The sequence below is a fragment of the Nitratidesulfovibrio termitidis HI1 genome, assembly GCF_000504305.1.
Classification (GTDB): Bacteria; Desulfobacterota; Desulfovibrionia; order Desulfovibrionales; family Desulfovibrionaceae; genus Cupidesulfovibrio; species Cupidesulfovibrio termitidis.
The window spans coordinates 1,583,586-1,602,910 of the sequence record NZ_KI632512.1 but is presented as its reverse complement, the minus strand read 5'-3'; the positions used below and the strand labels follow the sequence as shown (position 1 = coordinate 1,602,910).

The following is a 19,325-nucleotide window of genomic DNA, read 5'->3' as shown; positions in this document are numbered from 1 at the left end:
TCTGAAATTTTTTGATGCCGTGGCCTTTCAGTGATGCTTTTGTGGGCATTAGTAGTGTGTTGCGGTTTGTTTTTTCAACCGACGTTTGCCTGTTTGTCGTTTTTCGTTTCTGAGAGGTGTTTTTTGGGGGCCAAACGGACGCCGGGTGCATGGCTGGCGGGTGGCATTCGAGGCGAAGCACGGGCGAGAGGGGGCGGGGCGGGTCATGCCGTTGTCGTTTCGGCGCTGTCCTGGGTGGTGTTCTTGGCTTCGCCTTTCTGGCCGCGCCAAAGGGAAGCGCCCCGTCTGCGTATGCAGGCGGGGCGCTGGCTGGTTGTCGGACGGGGTGCGGCGTCGTGCCGCATGCCCGTCACCGTGTCGGAGCGGGGCCGGCTAGGCTGGTGACGCCTCGAAGGCCTTGCGCTTGGACAGGAACAGCCCGAACGACACCACGGCAACGGCAATGCCGATCCATGTCGAGATGTTCAGCGGGATGTTCAGGCCGATCTTGGCGTAGCAGATGTACGTGGTGCACACCGCGGTCATGAAGGTGGCGGGCACGCTGGCCATCCAGTGCAGCATGCCGCGCCGCACCAGGTAGGCGGCAGCCGCCCACAGCACGATGGTGGCCAGGGTCTGGTTGGCCCAGCCGAAGTAGCGCCAGATGATGTCGAAGTTCACCTGCGACAGGGCGGCGCCGATGACGAACAGCGGCACGGCGATCATCAGGCGCTTGCCGTTTTCCACCTGCGAGAAGTTCAGGAAGTCGGCGATGGTCAGCCGGGCGGAGCGGAAGGCCGTGTCGCCCGAGGTGATGGGCAGCACCACCACGCCCAGGATGGCCAGCACGCCGCCGATGGGGCCCATGAGGGTCAGGGAGACGTCGTTGACCACCTTGCCGGGGCCGCCCGCCGTCAAGGCGGCGTTGAGCGCCTCGGGGGTCTGGTAGAAGGTCATGCCAAGGGTGGCCCAGATCAGGGCGATGACGCCTTCGGCGATCATGGCGCCGTAGAAGATGGGCCGCCCGCAGTTTTCATCGGGGATGCACCGGGCCATCATGGGGGACTGGGTGGCGTGGAAGCCCGAGATGGCGCCACAGGCGATGGTGATGAACATCAGCGGCCACAGCGGCAGCCCGGTGGGGTGCTGGTTGGTCCACTGCGCGGCGGGGAAGAAGGCGTAGCCCTTGATGAACAGCATGGCGGTGAGGCCCACGGCCATGATCAGCAGGATGGCCGCGAAAACGGGGTAGATGCGCCCGATGATCTTGTCGATGGGCAGGATGGTGGCCAGGAAGTAGTAGGCGAAGATGATCGCCACCCACACCATCAGGCCCCAGCCGGTCAGGTTGTCGAGCAGCTTGGCCGGGCCGGTGACGAAGACCACGCCCACCAGCAGCAACAGCACCACCGAGAAGAAGCGCATGAACTGCTTGAAGCCGTTGCCAAGGTTGTAGCCCACCACGTCGGGCACGGACTTGCCCGCGTAGCGCACCGAAAGCATGCCGGAAAAGTAGTCGTGCACGGCCCCGGCAAAGATGGAGCCAAGCACGATCCACACCAGCGCCCACGGACCGTACAGCGCGCCCAGAATGGGGCCAAACACGGGGCCCAGGCCCGCGATGTTCAGCAGCTGGATGAGGAAGATGTTCTTGGGGTTCATCTTCACGTAGTCCACGCCGTCCGCCATGGTGCAGGCGGGAGTCGCCTTGCAGTTGTCGGCGCCGAACATGCGTTCCACAATGCGCCCATAGACGAAGTATCCGACTATGAGTGCCGCGAGGCTGAGCAGAAAATACATGACAGGTGGCATTTCAGTCCTCCTTTTGCTGAACGTTCCTGAAAATTTTATGCGAACTGCTTATTGTGCGCGAATATCATGAGGGATAAACACAGTTGATACATTGTGGTTTTGGATGTGATGGTGATTATTTTCATGTGCATATTGGTGCATGATGTTAGAATATTGTCATTTTATGAAGCTTTATTGTTCATAATATATTCATGCAAATAATTTTATGGTCATAAAATGGTGTTATTGTTTCGTAATATGAATATTTTTTTGTATTTTTGTATTCACATGTGAGAAAATGGGTGATGAAAACGTATTGATGGCGCACCAGGACGTTCATGATGCACCTACTACACGTTTTGAAAGGCAAGACAATGTGCATATTCCGAGAAGTAGTATTTTGTCGGTGAAGTGCCTGTTTGCAGGTGTGGGAAGACTGGGGGAATGTTTGGAGCACACTCCGTGCACATGCGAAAAGATCAAGGCGCCGCACGGCGGAATGCCGGACGGCGCAAGGAGGAGTGCGGAGGGAATGTTTCTCCGCATATCTTTTGGGGTGTGGACGCGGGGGGGCGTGAAGGGGGCAGGCGCAGGGGCGGGCCGGAAAACGTTGCCCCGGCCTTGCGGGGGCAAGGCCGGGGCAGTGTGGCGCTACGTTGGTCAGCCCGCGCGCCTGGTGTGCATGCGAGAGATGTCAGGCCTTGCGGCGGCAGCGGGACAGGAACAGGGCCAGCGTCAGCACGGCGGCGGCACCCCCCATCCACGAGGATACGGTCAGCGGCAGGTTCAGGCCGATGCGGGCATGGCAGATGTAGGTGGCGCACACTGCGGTCATGAAGCTGGCGGGCAGGCTGGCGGGCCAGTGGAATTTGCTCCCGCGCGCCAGGAAAGCCGCGACGGTCCACAATACCAGCGTTGCCAGCACCTGGTTGGCCCAGCCGAAGTAGCGCCAGATCACTTCGAAGTTGACCTGCGACAGGGCGGCGCCCAGCGCGAACAGCGGCACCGCGATGAGCAGTCGGCGGCGGCGTTCCCGCTGCGCCACGCCGAGCACGTCGGCGATGGTCAGGCGGGCGGAGCGGAAGGCCGTGTCGCCGGAGGTGATGGGCAGCACGATGACCCCCAGAATGGCCAGAATGCCCCCCACCGGCCCCATCAGTTCCATGGACACGTCGTTGACCACTTTTCCCGGCCCTCCGGCGGCGATGGCGGCGTGCAGCGCCTGCGGGTTGGGGTACAGGGCCATGCCCAGGGTGGCCCAGATCAACGCCAGCGCGCCTTCGGCGATCATGGCCCCGTAGAACACGGGCAGCCCGCTGCGTTCGTCGGGCAGGCAGCGGGCCATCAGGGGCGACTGGGTGGCGTGGAAGCCGGAAATGGCCCCGCAGGCAATGGTGATGAACAGCAGCGGCCACATGGGCAGATCGGCGGGGGGGGCTGTCCAGTTCAGGGGTGCGCGGGTGGCGTAGCCCTCCACGAAGAACGCGGCGGTAAGGCCCACGGCCATGACCAGCAGCGAGCCCGCGAAGATGGGGTAGACCCGCCCGATGACCACGTCTATGGGCAGGATGGTGGCCAGGAAGTAGTAGGCGAAGATGATCACCACCCAGGTCATTACCGGAATGGCGGTCATGTCCGACAGCAGGCGCGCCGGACCCGTGACGAACACCACCCCCACCAGCACCACCACCACCAGCGAGAAGACCTGCATGAAGCGGCGCATGGGAATGCCCAGGTGGTCGCCCACCACGTCCGGCAGTGAAAGGCCGCCCCGCCGCACCGAAAGCATGCCGGAAAAGTAGTCGTGCACGCCCCCGGCAAAGATAGACCCCAGCACGATCCACAGCAGCGCCCACGGGCCGTACAGCGCCCCCAGGATGGGGCCGTACACCGGTCCGATGCCCGCGATGTTCAGCAACTGGATGAGAAAGACGGTCTTTGCGGGCAGTTTCACGTAGTCCACCCCGTCGGCCATGGTGCAGGCGGGGGTGGGACGGGCGTTGTCCGGGCGCATCAGGCGCGCCATCAGTCGGCCGTAGAGAAGGTAGCCGCAGATGAGTGCGGCAAGGCTTATGGCAAGGTATGCCCCGGGCGGCATGGGTGCTCCTTGGGGAGTGATGGCGGGGTCGTCATGAGGATGGCATGACTGAGGTCAGGGCGGATGGCGACCGGCGACGGGGGGAAAATACCCGCAACCGCCGCGCATGGCAACGCGGCCTGCGCGGCGGGGAGCGCGCGGCCACGGGGGCTCGCGCAATGGGCCGTCCCGCCCGGCGCTACTGCAACTGCTGGCGCGGAATGCGGAACGAGACGCGCGTGCCCCTGCCGGGTTCGCTGTCTATGCGCATGGCGTACGAGGGGCCGTACATCTGCAGCAGCCGCTGGTTGCAGTTGCGGGCGCCAATGCCGTCACGCAGGCTTTCGCCCGGGATGTCGGTGCAGGATGTGCCGAATTGGGGGCCGGACTGGGCGTCGTTCTGCGCCTCGCTCGGGGGGACGGGGAGGATGCGGGGCGAAAGGTCGCTGGCGTCCGGGGCCAGAATGGCGTTGCGGGTGTCGTCGTCCATGCCCGCGCCGTCGTCTTCCACGGTCACCAGCAGGTGGTCGCCGTCGGCATGGGCCGACAGGCGCACCAGACCGCCTTCCTCGCGGGCCAGGATGCCGTGGCGCACGCTGTTTTCCACCAGCGGCTGGATGAGCAGCGGCGGTATCAGCCAGTCGGCGGTGCCTGGGGCCAGGTCGATGTCGGCGCGGATGCGGTCGCCAAAGCGGGCCTGCTCGATGACAAGGTACGAGCGCACCTGCTCCAGTTCCTCGGACAGGCGGATGGCCCCCCGGCTGGAGTCGAGGTTGCGGCGCATGTACCGGGCCAGGTCCAGGATCAGGTCGCGGGCCTGGCCGGGCGCGGTGCGGCAGAACGAGGCCACCGTGTTCAGCGAGTTGAACAGGAAGTGCGGGTTGATCTGGGCCTGCAGGCGTCGGATTTCGGCGCGGGCGATGAGCTGGTTCTTGATGCCGATCTCTTCCAGTTCGATCTGGGTGGAGAACAGGTCGGCCAACCCCTTGGCCAGTTCGAAGCGGGTCTGGTCCAGCGGGCGGTTCTTGGTGCCGTACAGCTTCAGGCACCCCAGAATCTGGCCGCCCTTGCGCAGCGGCACGATGATGGCGTCGGTCAGCGGGCAGCCGGGCTGGCGGCAGCCGATGGAATCGCGGTCACGCACGAACAGCGGCTCGCCCGTTTCCGCCACCCGGCGGGTGGCCAGGGTGCGCACCTGAAAGCCGGGCATGTGGTGGTCGTCGCCCGCGCCCACGTGGGCCAGCACCATGTCGCCCCCGGTCAGGGCCACGGCGGCCACGTGCGTCTCGTCCAGGATGATGTCCGCCGTGGCCTGGGCAGAGGCGCGCGTCAGGCCGGAACGCAGGTGCGACAGTGTCCGGTTGGCGATGGACAGGATCTGACGGGCCTGGGTGGAGTCGCGCAGGTCGCGGAAATGCAGTTGCAGGCGCAGGGCCTGCACGAACAGCGCCGCGCCCATGGCGTTGATGAGGATCATGGGCAGGCTGATCACCCGCACCAGTTCCACGGCCTCGGTGAAGGGTTCGGCCAGCCACAGCACGAGGCCCATGTGGTAGGTTTCGCCGATCAGCCCCAGGGTCAGGGCCGTGGCCCAGTCCAGCCGCCGTTCCGGAAAGCGCCATGCCACCAGCCCGGCCAGCACCCCTTCGCTCAGGGTGGCAAGGCCGCACGGCAGCGCGCTGAATCCGCCCACGTCGATGAGATAGCGGTGCCCGGCGGCGATGATGCCCGCCCCCGCGCCCACCACCGGCCCGCCGAACAAACCGGCGGTGATCACGCCCATGGCCCGCAGGTTGGCGAAGGACTGGAACACGAAGTTGCCGGTGTAGGTGCCCAGAATGCCGAACAGCCCGAACATGACCACCAGCAGCGCCGTGGCCCACAACGGGCGCGAGCGCCCGGGCCCCACCTTGTCCAGCGGGGCAAAGGTCATGATGGCGAAGCCCCCGGCCAGCAGCAGGCCGAAGCGCTGGGTCAGGGTGATGAACAGTTCGGGAACATGGGGGGAAAGTATCGGGTCCATGCGGTGCCCTCGCTAGGGGCTGTTTTTCAATCAGGAGTTGTGTTCGTTGACAGGTGGAGCCTGACCGCGTTGTACGATGCCCGTCTGATTCGCAAGCTCACCTGACGTACACGTGATCTGTCTTTCGAGGCGCCAGCCAACGGGCGAAAGGGCAATCCGGCGGCAGCGCCTAGACGCCGAGCCGGGAACGGAAGTCGCGCGCGCGGTTGCGGCTGACGGTGACCTCGGTGCGCTCCGGGTCGTTCATGACCAGATGGTACTTGCCGTTGATCCACGGCGAAAATTCGGCAATGCGCTCCAGGTTTACCAGCACGGCGCGGTTCACCCGAAAGAACGGCAGCCCGGCCAGGCGTTCTTCCGCCCGGGCCAGGGTGTTCATGTTGTGGCAGGGCAGGCGGCCCTCGTCGGTGACGGCCACGATGCGCTTTTCTTCGGCCTCTATCATCACCACGTCGCGCGTGGGGATGAGGCTGATGCGCCCGCCGTGCTCGACGGCGAGACGGTCCACGGGCTTGGAATGACCCAACGCGCCCAGCAGGGTGGCCACGGCGTTCTGCAACGGCTGTGCGCCGTCGGTGGCCAGTCGTCCGCGCACCCGGTCCAGGCAGCGGGCCAGCCGGGCCGGGGCCACGGGCTTCAGCAGGTAGTCGAGGGCGTTTTCCTCGAAGGCGCGGATGGCGTGCTCGTCGAAGGCGGTGACGAAGACGAACAGCGGCGGGGCCTCGCCCGGCTGCGACTGGGCCTGCGCCTCGCGCAGGACGTGGAAGCCGTCGTGCCCCGGCATCTGGATGTCCTGGAAGACCAGGTCGAACTTTTCGTCCGCCAGCTTGCGCAACGCCTCGCTGGCCGATGCCGCCTCGGCGGCCTCCACGTCCGGGTAGGCCGAGAGCAGGTAGGCCAGTTCGTCCCTGGCGGGGCGTTCGTCATCGACGATGAGGGCGCGGATGGTCATGGTGAGCCCCTTCAGAAGGGAAGTTCATTGCCTTTTGGCGTATTTACATTTTTCTGATTTTTGTATAGGTAAATAAACATCATTTAATGGTTTTGATGTCGCATCCAGCCCTGTGGGTTGTGTTCGTCTATTGCGGCAGGAAGGCCGGTCCGGTTTCGGGGCGGCGTCTTTTGTATATCCTGTATCCTTTGGTTCGAGAAGTCCGCTCCGGGTGCCGACGGGGCGGGGCAAAACGCGTGCGGGCGGTCTAGGCAAGGGGGCTGCGTGGACAACGGTAACGGAGCATCGGGCAGTCTGGGCGACATATTGTTTTCGCCAGCGGCGATAATCGCGCTATTCGCGGCAGCGTTCAGCGCGGCATGTGCTGCGGCGCTCTCGTCCGGCCCCTTGAGAGCCCCGATGTTCGAATTGGTGGGCATGGTCGGGGGCGCTTACTTTGTGTTGGCCGCCGTGTGGCAGCTCCGTTGGGGGGGGCCGTTTCGGGCAGTGTTGTCCATTATGGTACTGCTGTTCGTTCTTGCCTTCTGGTGGAACAAACATTCCAGTGCTCTCAAGGCGTTCTACACGGAGCCCCACAAGAGTGCGTTCGCGCAAAAAACGCAGCGAGAGCCTCTGCCTGAGCCAAAGCCCAACCCGCAGCCAGGACCAGACCCATCGAGGCGTTCGGCTTCCGATGGCACAGGCGCCGGGGCCGAAGCACGCGGTCCATCGACGGCATCCGTCAAGTCGCCACCTGCCTCCCCCGTCCCGCGGGATGTCTATCGCAAAGGGGTGACGGTGAACGTGCGCGCAAGGGGCGTGGACAGTCTGCTTGCCGAAGACGTGCGTAGCATCGTCACGGACAGGGTGGGCGCGGTGCAGGCATTGCGAGGCAGGTACGTGAAGGTCGAGGTGAGTGATCTGTACATGAGCGACCAGCAGGGCCCCGTGGGGAGAGATTTCGGTTCGACAAAGGCATATGCGGTCGTGAGGCTTGTCGCATATGCCACGGATTCGGGTGAAACCCTGCATTCCGTGCGGAGCGAAGGCGCTTCCCCGGTCTATTTTCAGGGGCAGGCAAAACCCGTGGACACGATGAAGAAGGAGGCGCTTTCTGATGCACTTGAATCCGCGTTCAAACAGATTCCGTAGTGTGGTGGTCGGCGGGGCGATGGCGCTGGCCATGGCGTGCATGCTGCTGGCGGCGGCATGTACGCCCAGGTCGACCGGAGCCGCGCAGGGGACGACAGGGACTCCGCCGCCGCCACCCCCACCCATCGTGACCTCCGCCGGGGCTCCCCTGCAGCGGGTGGCGGTGATCGTCATCCCCGACAAGGGGTTCAATTCGGTGCGCGCGGAAAACATGGCGCTGGAGGATCTCACGCACAAGGGCTACCTGCTGGCCAGCAGGTCGGATATCGACATGATCCTGCGGGAGCAAAAGCTGCAATACAACCAGCTCATGGAAAAGGACTTCCGGGTCAAGCTGGCGGAATTGCTGAACGTGCAGGCCATGTTCGTCATCGAGGCCACGTCCATTTACCGCAGCTACAATCAGGGCAAGGAATATTTCGACGTGCGGTCCGTGGCCGCGCGCCTGATCGACGCGCAGCATGGCACCGTGTTGTGGATCAAGAACATCGAGCGCCCTGCACCGGGGCTTGTGGAAGGGCTGGTCAAGCTTTCCCTGACCATCGTCGCGGGTGATATCGAAGGAGATGTGGTCGAGGCGGCGTTGAAGGAATTCCCTCGCTGTGCCGCACGATCATAATCTGGCCTGAAAGGTATGCCGAAAGGGTCGCATGCCCTGTGCATGCGGCCCTTTCTTGCGCCCGTCGCTTCCTGTCCGGTCGCGCGGGTGGCGCATCCATTCGCCTATTCCGCCGCCGTGCCCACCTGCACCGTGGCGTTGCGGGCAATGCCCACCACGTCGAACACGGTGGAAAGATTGGGCGACACCCCGCTGATGCGCACCGCGCGGCCCAGGGTGCGGGCGTGGCGCACCAGTTCCGCCAGCACGGCGATGCCCGCGCCGTTCACCGAAACGGACGGCTCGAAGTCCAGCACCACCGTTGGTGCGCCGGTCAGCAGCGCCTCTTCGAACACGTGGCGCAGTACCGGTTCCGCCGGGCTGTTCACCGTGCCGCGTATGCGCACCACTGCGACGCCGTCCTGCGCCGCGCCCGTGTCCGCGTCGCCAGTTTCCGCCACCCCCGGTCCGGCCACCAGCCGGATTTCCTCTTCCTTGACGCGTTTCAGGCGGATGCGTTCCTCGGCCCGCGCCAGGGCGTGTTCCAGGGCCTCGCGCCGCACCGGCTTGTTGATGAAGTCGGTGGCGTCCAGGTGCAGCGCCTCTATGGCCAGTTCCGTGTCGCCGTGTCCGGTGATGACGATGACCTCGCTGCGCGGGTCGGCTTCCTTCAGGGCGCGCAGCACGTCCATGCCGTCGATGCCCGGCATCTTGATGTCGGTCAGCACCACGTCGGGGCGTTCGCGGTCGAAGCGGATCAGCCCCTCCTCGCCCGATTCCGCGGCCAGCGGCTCGTGCCCCAGCGCTTCCAGCAGCAGGCCGAACATCTTCAGGGTGGGCGCCTCGTCGTCAATCACCAGGATGCGCATGGCTGTCGTCCTTTTTGCCGCCGTGGGGCGGGGTATCGCGGTGGGCGGGCAGGCGCACGTGGAATGCGGCGCCCTTGCCCTCTGTGCTTTCGATGCGGATGTCGCCGCCGTAATCGCGCACGATGCCGTACACGATGGACAGCCCAAGGCCCATGCCCTGGCCCGTGACCTTGGTGGTGAAGAACGGCTGGAATATCTGCTCGCGCAGCGCCTCGGGAATACCCGCGCCGTTGTCGGACACGGTGGCCACCACGGCGTCGCCGTCGGCCTCGGCCCGCGTGGCGATGGTGATCACCCCGCGCAGGCCGCCATCCTTGCGGGCGCGATCCAGAATGGCGTCGCGGGCGTTGGTCACCAGGTTGAAGAACACCTGCTGCAGGCGGTTCTCGTGGGCGCGCACCGGGGGCAGGCCCTCGGCCAGGTCCAGCTTCACCTCCACGTTCTGGAGCAGGAACTGGCGCTCCACCAGCGGCAGCACGGCGCGGGTGGGCCGGTTGATGTCCAGCGGCTCTATGACCGCGTCGGACTTGCGGCCGAACGAACGCAGGGTGTTGATGATTTCCGTGGCGCGGTCGACCTGGGTGCAGATGTCGCGCGCAACCTCGTGCAGGCGCGATTGCGGCAGCGGCAGCCCCTGCTCGATGACCAGCGACAGGAAGTCGCTGCCCATGCGGATGGCGTTGAGCGGCTGGTTCAACTCGTGGGCCACCCCGGCGGACATTTCGCCCAGCGACTTCATCTTGGCCGCCTGGATGATCTGGGCGTCCTTGTCCATCATTTCGCTGATGTCGGTGGTGGACACGATGATGGCGGGCCGCCCGCGATAGCTGATGGGGCAGGCATGCAGGTTGACGTGGAACACGCTGCCGTCCTTGCGCACCTGCATGGCCTTGGGAATGTTCAGGCAGCCGCCCGCCGCATCGCCGCCATCGAACACGGTGTCGAACACCGCGCTGCATTCGCGCATCACGTCGCCGCCCAGCGCGGTGAGCGGCAGGCCGTGCAGTTCCTCGCGGGTGTAGCCGTACATTTCCACGGCGCGCGGGTTGGCGTCCAGAATGCACAGGTCTGTGCAGTCCACCACGAAGATGGGGTCCGGCCCGCTGTCGAACAACGAGCGGTACTTGCCCTCCGACTCCTGCAGCCGCTTGCGGTACAGCCGGATGGACCACACCATGTTGCGGAACGAGTCGGCCAGTTGGATCACCTCGTCGCCGCCGCGCTTGCGGTAGAACACGCAGGTGGGGCAGCTGTGCAGCCGCTCCGGCGTCTGGCGCGGGCCCCGGCGCTGCTCGTCGAAGTGCCAGCACGGCAGGTCGGTGTTGCTGTAGGCGGGGCAGTCATGGATGTCCCAGCCCGCGTCGGGCACGTCCAGGTCCACGGCGGTGTTGAAGTTGCCGCGTGAAAGATCGTCGGAAATGCGCGTCAGGCGCGTCACGGGTGCGGTGATGTACCGGGCGAGATAGTGGCTGATGAAGAAGGTGATCACCACCACCGCCGTGATGAACCCCAGAAAGGTCACCCGCAGCTTGCCCACCAGGCTGTCCATGTGGTCCTTGCTGAGGCCCACGTGCACGTCGCCGATGCGGTACAGCCCCTCCTTCACCGGCACGGCGATGTCGTAGGCCGACACCCCCATCACGTCCACCAGTTCCACGCTTTTGGCCATCCCGTCGGGCAGGGGGTTGGCCATGCGCAGGTATTCGGGGAAGGGCTTGATGAAGGTGTGGGCCAGCACGGCGCCTTGCGGGTCCGTGACGAAGATGTAGGCGATGAACTGGTGCCGCTCGCGCAGTTGGGCCTCGTCGAAGATAAGCCCCACCAGTTGCGGCACGTCGTTGTCCAGGATGTAGCCCGCCCCGCGCGCCGCCACGCTGTGGGCGATGGCCGCGCCGCGCAGTTCCAGTTCCGCGGTCAGGCCGGACACCAGAATCCACCGGGCCAACAGGGCGATGGTGCCGCTGATGGCCATGATCACCACAAGAATGGTGATGAAGAACTTCTGTTGCAGCCCCAGGCGTTGGAAGCGGCGCAGGATCATGACCGTGCCTCCGCGCTGCCCGGTGCGGGGGAGAGCACGGGGGTCCGCGCAGGATTCGGGCCCTGGCTCGGGCCAGAATTCGGGACAATGCTCGGAACGGGACTCGGGGCGGAATCCGTTCCTGATCCGCCACCCGCGCCGATCGCAAGGTCAGGCCGAGAAACGGAATCCGGATCAGGCGAAACATCCGGCCCGACCGCAGCGTCAGGTCCGACCGCAGATTCAGGCCCGGCCTCGGGGGCTGGCGCAGGCAGGGGGCGCACTTCGCCAAAGTCGCGAATCAGTTCGAACTGCCCGTCGTGCAGTCGGGTGAAGTACACCTGGTTCATGCCCTGCCTGCTCTCGGGCGAAAAGGACACGTAGGTGCTGCCGCCCAGCGGGTAGTCGCGCAGCGATTCAAGGGCCTGCACGAAGCCTTCGCGGGTCAGGTCGCGGCCTGCGCGGCGCAGCCCTTCCACCAGGATGCGCGCGTTGACGTAGCCTTCAAGGCCGATGGTGTTGGGCGTCTCGTCGGGAAAGTAGCGGTGCAGCAGTTGCACGTAGTCGGCGGCGGCGGTCAGCAGGTCGGGGGTTTCCTTGGCGCGCGGGGGCGGCACCACCTGCGACATGGTCACCGGGTTCACCGGCGCATTGCCCAGTAGCCGGGCCAGTTCCTCGGCCCCGGTGAACGACAGGCAGTGGAATACCGCGCGCAGGCCCGCCTGTTCCGCCAGGCGGATGAACCGGGCCGAAGGCTCGTAGGTGCCCACCATGACCACGGCCTGGGCGTTGGCGGCCAGGATGCGGCGCAACCCTTCCTCCACCTTGGTGGTGCCGCGCACGTACGAGCCGCGCGTCACCGGGGCCAACCCCAGTTCGCGCAGGGCTATTTCCGTGCCGGTCAGCCCGTCGAAGCCATAGGCGTCGTACTGGTAGAACACGGCGATGCGCGTCAGCCCAAGGTCGCGCACCAGATGGCGCACGGCGGCCTTGGTTTCCTGGTAGTACGAGGCACGCACGTTGAACACGTAACGGTTGAACGGCTCGCGCAGGCCGTTGGCCCCGGTGAACATGCCCACCAGCGGGATGCGCGCCTCTTCCACCAGCGGCAATACCCGCATGGTGGTGGGGGTGCCCACGTAGCTGAACAGGGCGAACACGTCGCCATCGATGAGAAACCGCTGGGTGTTGGCCAGGCAGCGCGGGGGATCGTAGCCGTCGTCGTCCGCGGTGATCGTGATGCGCCGCCCGTGTACCCCGCCGGTGTCGTTGATGTGGTGGATGTACGACAGCGCGCCGCGCAGGGTCTGCACGCCAAGGTAGCTGGCATGCCCGGTCAGGGCCAGGGACGAGGCCAGATGGATGGTGTCGCCGGTGACCCCCGGCGTGGCCGCGTTTTCCTGCTGGCGCGGACTGTCGCTGTTGCAGGCGGCCAGCAGGGGGGGCAGGGCCAGCAGGAGCAGTACGGGCAGCAGCGCCAGCAGGCGGCGCCATGCAGGGCGGCGGAGGGGGCGTGACAACACGCAGCAGAGCGCGGAGGAGGGCGCGGGAACAGGCCGCACGGCAGGCGTGGGCGGAGTGCCCGATGCGCACCGGAAAATTCCCCCGGCCCGGCGCGAGGGGGCCGGATGCCGGGCGGCGGCGCGCGATGCTGCGGTGCGCGTGGTCACACTTGCTCTCCCTGCTCTCGGGCGTTGCCCCTCGGAGTCCGGGGTGGATTCCGGGGCGCAGCGCGACAAGGGGCCGCGCCGTGCGGACTGTAGCCTGACGATGGTGGAAAGTTCAAGGGTGCGCGACCCCGAAACGGAGCGCGCGCAGTTTCGCCATGTGGCGCAAAACCAACCGGAATGGCAGGAAAAGGACAGTGGCTGGCGGCTGGGGACGGTGCGCTGCGCTGACCGTTGTCAGAAGCGTGGAGCATGGCTACACTTTATGATGGTGCCGCGAAGCGCGGCCCGGCACCGCGCACCACCTGCCGCGTCGTACACGGGAGTCCGGATGGCATTGTTTTTTTCGCCCATGACTGCGGGGGCCTGGCCGCGTGGGAGCGCGCGGTCATGGTTGCGTTGCGGCGTGCTGACGGCGGTCTGTCTGCTGGCGCTTGTCGTTATTCCGGTTCAGTCGGCCCGGGCGGGACAGGCTGCCGCGCCGCTGGAGCAGTCCGGGTCCGGGACGGACGGTACGGCAACAGCCGGGTCGGCTGTCTGGCCGACGGGTGCGCGCTTCCCGGACATCGCCCTTGGCGTCCCCTCGCCGGATGCCGGATGGACCGGCGGCCCGGACGTGGCCATGCCCGAACATGCGCCTGAAGCCCCCGAAGGACTGCCTGCCCATCTTTCGGATTTGCGCGGTCAGGTGTTCATCGTGAACATGTACAGCTGGTTCTGCGCGCCATGCCAGGAAGAAGCCCCGGCCCTGCGCGCGCTGCATGCGCTGATCGCGTCCGCCGGTTCGGCCAGTTCCTCCAACTCGGCCAGTTCGGGCAGTTCGGACAATCTGGCCGGGCGGGTGCGACTGGTGGGCATTGCCGCCGGTGACGACTGGAATCTGGTGCAGGCCTTTCGCCAGCGGCACGGGCTGACCTTTCCCCTGTTCGCCGATCCGGAACTGGCACTGCACGGTCAGCTAGGCGGCCTGCCGGTGCCGTTCACCTGGGTGCTGCGGCGCAAGGCCGACGGATTCCGGGTGCTGTTCACCCATGCCGGAGCGCTTTCCGGCACTCCGGCGGAGTTCCTGGACCGCGTGCTGGCGGCGGCAGGGGCGCTGCCGTGAGCGACATGCGTGACGGGGGCCGGAACAGGGCGCGCGACAGGGCGCGCGACAGGGTGAGTCGGGTCGAGCGGGGCGAGGGCGCATTGCGCGCACGGGGTGACTTGGGCTACCAGAAGGACATGAAATTGTTGCCCGAACAGTCGTCCCCTGCCCCCGAAGGGCAGGATTTCGCCTTGGACGAGCCGTGTCTTGCCTCGGAAGAGGCGGCCCTTGCCCATCTGCTGGAGCACTGTTGGCCGGGCGGGCGCAGTTTCTGCCCCCGTTGCGGCGGCGGGCGATTGTATGATCTGTCTGCCGGGCGTTGGCGCTGCGCGGGCTGCAAGTACACCTTCCATCCCTTTTCCGGTCGCTGGATCAACAACGGCAACCTCACGCCGCTGACCTGGCTGCGCCTGCTGCACCTGTACGCGGGCGAGGCCACGGTGCACACCCTGGCCGCCGAGCTGGGCCTTTCGTACAACGCGGCCTACAAGGCCGTGACCACGGCGCGCTTTGCCATCCTGGCCCACGCCCCCGACGCCCGCCAGTTGCTGGGGCCGGAAACCGGCCTTGGCAGCTATCTGAAAGGCAAGAAGCTGACCGGCGAGCCCAAGGGCGGGGGCGGGCAGGTGCCCATCCCCGTGTTCGGCATCCTGGAACGCAACGGGTGGGTGTTCATCGACCTTGTTTCCGGCCTGTCCGCCGAGACGGTGTTCCACTTCAATCACAATTTTCATCTGCGCATCGAACGGGCGGGCAACCTGGTGCACACCGCGCCCTATAGACACTACGACGCCCTGGTGCTGTGCGGCGACGATTCTCTGCCCTACGAATACATCCGGCGGCGGGCCGACGGTCCGTCCGAGCCTCCGGGCGAGTTCTGGAGATTCGCCGGGGGGCGGCTGCGAGCCTTCAAGGGCGTGTCGGCCCAGCGTTTTCCGTTGTATCTCAAGGAACTGGAATTCCGCTTCAACCATCGGCGCGAGAACCTGTTCGCCACGTTGGTGCGCTATCTGTGCGACATGGTGCCTGATGTGCCGGAGTTGGATGAATCCCGCCCGTAGGGGGGTGTTTCTGGATTGTCTTTTCGTCCATTGGCATCCGACCCGAAGGGCGCGAAGCGTGCCCGTTAGGTGAGCGCGTAGCGCGAGTCTTACGGTCATCGTGCGCAACGCGGTCAAACTTCGCCTGCCATAGCTCTGCTGTCCTTATCCGTAAGGTTCGCTTCGCTCACCTAACGGCTAAGGCTCGGTCGAATACGATAAGAGTATGCGTTGCGGTCGCCATCCGTAAGGCTCGCAAACTCGCCTAACGGTTGCCGCACTCCCTCATGGCAGGCTCGTTTTCCTTGCCAATGAACGAAAATCCTAATCCAGAAACACCCCCCCGGAAATGCTTGGACTGAGCTTTCCCTCGCGGATCCCTCCTCTGGTAATTCCTTACCGTTTTACACCAGATTCGTGATTTTCAGGCCCGTGCCCGGTTTTCCGGGTGCGGGCCTTCTCTTTTGTATTCCGGCATGTTGCGAGAGTGCCGCTGTTGTCGGGTGCGGTGCGGCTTGGTGTCAAAGCGTAATTATATGCTTTTTGACATCATGTAACGGGTGCGAATGATGGCACAAAAAATCTGGCCCTGGTGCAGAACCGTGCGCAGGAAAACGCCCGTTGCCGCCTTGCGTGGTCACGTCTAACACCCTGCTGTAACAGGAAAGATGTCTCGTTTGCGCCGCCGGGAACGGCGCGGAGGGGGCAGGGGCCCGGCATGCCGCCGGACCTTCACAGGGAAAGGGGACTACCATGTTCGCATACCCTGCAACACATGAGGTGCCGGGGCAAACCCCGCTGCCGTTCTCGGGCCTGGGACACGACCTGGCGCCCGTGGCGTCGCGCGCCCGACTGCTGGCATGGATTCCCGTGCGGCGGCCGCGCGATGTCCGGTCGCACGCGGCGTGGCGTCGCCATGCGGGGCTTGCGCCCCGTCGGGCAGGCTACGCGCTGCTGGTGGAGCTGGGTCGGGAGATCAGGGGGCGCTGAAGGCGGGGCGCCACTGGCGCATCCGCATCAGGACGCCCTGCGGCAACGGTGTAACCGGTACGCAAGGAGGCACGATGACTGTCAATCGCAGGCAATTTCTCAAGCTGAGCGCGGGGGCCACCCTGGCAAGCGCGTTCGGCGGGCTGGGGATCAGCCTTGCGCCCTCGGTGGCGCGGGCCGAACTCCAGAAACTCCAGTGGGCAAAGCAGACCACCTCGGTTTGCTGCTACTGCGCGGTGGGCTGCGGGCTCATCGTCCACACCGCCAAGAATGGCGAAGGCCGTGCCGTCAACGTGGAAGGCGACCCGGACCATCCCATCAACGAAGGCTCCCTGTGCCCCAAGGGCGCGTCCATCTTTCAGCTGGGTGAAAACAACGCCCGCTCGCCCAAGCCCCTGTACCGCGCGCCCAACAGCGGCGAGTGGAAGGAAGTGGAATGGGACTGGGCGCTGACCGAAATCGCCAAGCGCGTCAAGAAGACCCGCGACGAATCCTTCCAACTGGCCAACCCGGCCGGTGATGCGGTGAACCGGACGGAAGCGATCGCGTCGTTCGGCTCCGCCGCCATGGACAACGAGGAATGCTGGGCCTACCAGGCAATCCTCAGAAGCCTCGGCCTGGTGTTCATCGAACACCAGGCGCGGATCTGACACAGCCCCACTGTACCGGCTCTGGCAGAGTCGTTCGGTCGAGGTGCGATGACGAATCACTGGAACGATATCGCGAACAGTGATTGTGTGTTGATCATGGGCAGCAACGCTGCCGAAAACCACCCCATTTCCTTCAAGTGGGTGCTGCGCGCGCAGGACAGGGGCGCCACGCTGATTCACGTGGACCCGCGCTTCACGCGTACTTCCGCCAAGTGTGACATCTACGCCCCCATCCGGTCGGGCGCGGACATTCCGTTCCTTGGCGGCCTCATCAAGTATATCCTCGATAACAAGCTGTACTTCGAGGAGTACGTGCGCGAGTACACCAACGCCTCGCTCATCGTGAGCGAGAAGTTCTCGTTCAAGGACGGCCTGTTCAGCGGCTACGACGCGGACAAGCGCAAGTACGACAAGTCGCAGTGGGCTTTCGAGCTTGACGAGAACGGCGTGCCCAAGCGCGATCCGTCGCTGAAGCACCCCCGGTGCGTCTTCAACCTGCTGAAGAAGCACTACGAGCGCTACACCGTGGACAAGGTGGCCGACATCACCGGCACGCCCAAGGACCTGGTCCTGAAGGTCTACAAGGCCTACGCGGCCACGGGCAAGTCGGACAAGGCGGGCACCATCATGTACGCCATGGGCTGGACGCAGCATTCCGTGGGCGTGCAGAACATCCGTTCCATGGCCATGGTGCAGTTGCTGCTGGGCAACATCGGTGTGGCTGGCGGCGGCGTGAACGCGCTGCGCGGCGAATCCAACGTGCAGGGTTCCACCGACCAGGGCCTGCTGTCGCACATCTGGCCGGGGTACAACCCCACCCCCACCACCAAGGCCGCCACGCTCGACGCCTACAATGCGGCCACTCCGCAGTCCAAAGACCCCATGAGCGTGAACTGGTGGCAGAACCGGCCCAAGTACATGGCCAGCTACCTGAAGGCCCTGTATCCGGACCTTGCCCCGGCGGACGCCTATGCCGTCATGCCCAAGCTCGATGCCACCAAGCCCGCCACCTACTACTTCTGGCTGAACATCTTCGACAAGATGGACAAGGGCGACGTGAAGGGCTGCTTTGCGTGGGGCATGAACCCCGCCTGCGGCGGCGCCAACGCCAACAAGAACCGGCGCGCCCTGGGCAAGCTGGACTGGCTGGTGAACGTGAACATCTTCGAGAACGAAACGTCGTCGTTCTGGAAGGGCCCGAACATGAAGCCGGAGGAAATCGGCACGGAAGTGTTCTTCCTGCCGTGCGCCGTGTCCATCGAAAAGGAAGGCTCCGTCGCCAACTCCGGCCGCTGGATGCAGTGGCGCTATCGCGGTCCGAAGCCCTGGGGCCAGACCAAGCCCGACGGCGACATCATGCTGGAAATGATGCACAAGATCCGCGAACTGTACGCCAAGGAAGGCGGCGTGCACGCCGATGCCATCCTGAAGCTGAACATCAAGGACTGGGAAGAACACAACGAGTTCTCCCCGGCCAAGACGGCCAAGCTGATGAACGGCTACTTCCTGAAGGACACGGAAGTGGGCGGCAAGCAGTTCAAGGCCGGGCAGCAGGTGCCCTCGTTCGCCTTCCTGACGGCGGACGGTTCCACCTGTTCCGGCAACTGGCTGCATGCCGGGTCGTTCACCGACGCGGGCAACATGATGGCCCGCCGCGACAGCGCGCAGACGCCGGAACAGGCGCGCATCGGCCTGTTCCCCAACTGGTCGTTCAGCTGGCCGGTGAACCGGCGCATCATCTACAACCGTGCCTCGGTGGACAAGACCGGCAAGCCGTGGAACCCGGCCAAGGCCGTCATCGAATGGAAGGACGGCAAGTGGGTGGGCGACGTGGTGGACGGCGGCGGCGACCCCGGCGCCAAGCACCCCTTCATCATGCAGACGCACGGCTTCGGCGCCCTGTACGGCCCCGGCCGCGAGGAAGGTCCCTTCCCCGAGCACTATGAACCGCTGGAGTGCCCGGTTTCCAAGAACCCGTTCTCGAAGCAGCTGCACAACCCGGTGGCCTTCAAGATCGAGGGCGAAAAGGCGGCGGTGTGCGATCCGAAGTTCCCCTTCATCGGCACCACCTACCGCGTCACCGAGCACTGGCAGACCGGCCTGATGACCCGCCGTTGCGCATGGCTGGTGGAAGCGGAGCCCGAAATCTTCGCCGAAATCAGCAAGGAACTGGCCAAGGTGCGCGGCATCAAGAATGGCGACCGCGTCAAGGTTTCGAGCCTGCGCGGTTCGCTGGAAGCGGTGGCCATCGTCACCGAGCGCATCAAGCCCTACAAGGTCATGGGCGCGGAAATCCACATGGTGGGCCTGCCCTGGCACTACGGGTGGATGGTGCCGAAGAACGGCGGCGACACGGCCAACCTGCTCACGCCGTCTGCGGGCGACCCGAACACCGGCATCCCCGAGACCAAGGCCTTCATGGTCGATATCCGCAAGGTGGGAGGTAAGTAG

13 protein-coding genes are annotated in these 19,325 nt (G+C 65.2%); 6 read left to right on the top strand and 7 right to left on the bottom strand.

Annotated elements, in window-relative coordinates; translation table 11 throughout:
- Positions 1 to 372: 372 nt before the first annotated feature.
- From DESTE_RS06525 to DESTE_RS06510, 4 genes are all read right to left on the bottom strand, one after another.
- A complete protein-coding gene (locus tag DESTE_RS06525) occupies positions 373 to 1,791 on the bottom strand; it encodes a carbon starvation CstA family protein (RefSeq protein WP_035066218.1) in 1,419 nt (472 codons plus the stop codon).
- Between the two features lie 673 nt (positions 1,792 to 2,464).
- A complete protein-coding gene (locus DESTE_RS06520; RefSeq protein WP_035066216.1) occupies positions 2,465 to 3,868 on the bottom strand; it encodes a carbon starvation CstA family protein in 1,404 nt (467 codons plus the stop codon).
- Positions 3,869 to 4,046: 178 nt separating this feature from the next.
- Positions 4,047 to 5,870 (bottom strand): LytS/YhcK type 5TM receptor domain-containing protein, encoded by a 1,824-nt coding sequence (locus tag DESTE_RS06515; protein WP_035066213.1) that lies wholly within the window; start codon positions 5,868 to 5,870, stop codon positions 4,047 to 4,049.
- A gap of 169 nt (positions 5,871 to 6,039) precedes the next feature.
- Positions 6,040 to 6,822, bottom strand: coding sequence for a LytR/AlgR family response regulator transcription factor (locus DESTE_RS06510; RefSeq protein WP_035066210.1), 783 nt, complete (start codon positions 6,820 to 6,822; stop codon positions 6,040 to 6,042).
- Positions 6,823 to 7,086: 264 nt separating this feature from the next.
- Here DESTE_RS06510 and DESTE_RS06505 point away from each other — a divergent pair, with 264 nt between their 5' ends.
- Entirely contained in the window at positions 7,087 to 7,953 is an 867-nt protein-coding gene (locus DESTE_RS06505) for a hypothetical protein (RefSeq protein WP_035066207.1), read from the top strand.
- A gap of 127 nt (positions 7,954 to 8,080) precedes the next feature.
- On the top strand, positions 8,081 to 8,572 hold the full coding sequence (locus DESTE_RS06500) for a hypothetical protein (RefSeq protein ID WP_035066204.1): 492 nt from the start codon (positions 8,081 to 8,083) through the stop codon (positions 8,570 to 8,572).
- 104 nt (positions 8,573 to 8,676) lie between these two features.
- Here DESTE_RS06500 and DESTE_RS06495 read toward each other — a convergent pair whose 3' ends face one another.
- The 3 genes from DESTE_RS06495 to DESTE_RS06485 are packed head-to-tail and all read right to left on the bottom strand — an operon-like array spanning position 8,677 to position 13,110.
- Positions 8,677 to 9,420, bottom strand: a complete 744-nt coding sequence (locus DESTE_RS06495; protein WP_035069888.1) for a response regulator — start codon at positions 9,418 to 9,420, stop codon at positions 8,677 to 8,679.
- The gene (locus DESTE_RS06490; RefSeq protein WP_035066201.1) at positions 9,401 to 11,461 is read right to left on the bottom strand and encodes an ATP-binding protein; all 2,061 of its coding nucleotides are present in this window, start codon (positions 11,459 to 11,461) and stop codon (positions 9,401 to 9,403) included. Before DESTE_RS06490 ends, DESTE_RS06495 begins: the two co-directional genes overlap by 20 nt.
- On the bottom strand, positions 11,458 to 13,110 hold the full coding sequence (locus tag DESTE_RS06485; RefSeq protein ID WP_245590761.1) for an ABC transporter substrate-binding protein: 1,653 nt from the start codon (positions 13,108 to 13,110) through the stop codon (positions 11,458 to 11,460). The genes DESTE_RS06490 and DESTE_RS06485 overlap by 4 nt, the downstream gene beginning before the upstream one ends.
- Before the next feature lie 328 nt (positions 13,111 to 13,438).
- On the opposite strand from DESTE_RS06485, the gene DESTE_RS06480 reads away from it, so the two are divergent.
- The 4 genes from DESTE_RS06480 (at position 13,439) to fdnG (ending at position 19,325) form a co-directional block, all read left to right on the top strand.
- Positions 13,439 to 14,212: a TlpA family protein disulfide reductase gene (locus tag DESTE_RS06480; protein ID WP_156925280.1), complete on the top strand. Its 774-nt coding sequence runs from the start codon at positions 13,439 to 13,441 to the stop codon at positions 14,210 to 14,212.
- A gap of 119 nt (positions 14,213 to 14,331) precedes the next feature.
- Positions 14,332 to 15,255, top strand: coding sequence for a transposase (locus DESTE_RS06475; protein WP_198015381.1), 924 nt, complete (start codon positions 14,332 to 14,334; stop codon positions 15,253 to 15,255).
- Positions 15,256 to 15,987: 732 nt separating this feature from the next.
- On the top strand, positions 15,988 to 16,224 hold the full coding sequence (locus tag DESTE_RS06470; RefSeq protein ID WP_035066198.1) for a hypothetical protein: 237 nt from the start codon (positions 15,988 to 15,990) through the stop codon (positions 16,222 to 16,224).
- Between the two features lie 74 nt (positions 16,225 to 16,298).
- Positions 16,299 to 19,325 carry a formate dehydrogenase-N subunit alpha gene (gene fdnG / locus DESTE_RS06460; RefSeq protein WP_084559383.1) on the top strand — a complete coding sequence of 1,009 codons (3,027 nt, stop codon included), beginning with the start codon at positions 16,299 to 16,301 and terminating at the stop codon, positions 19,323 to 19,325.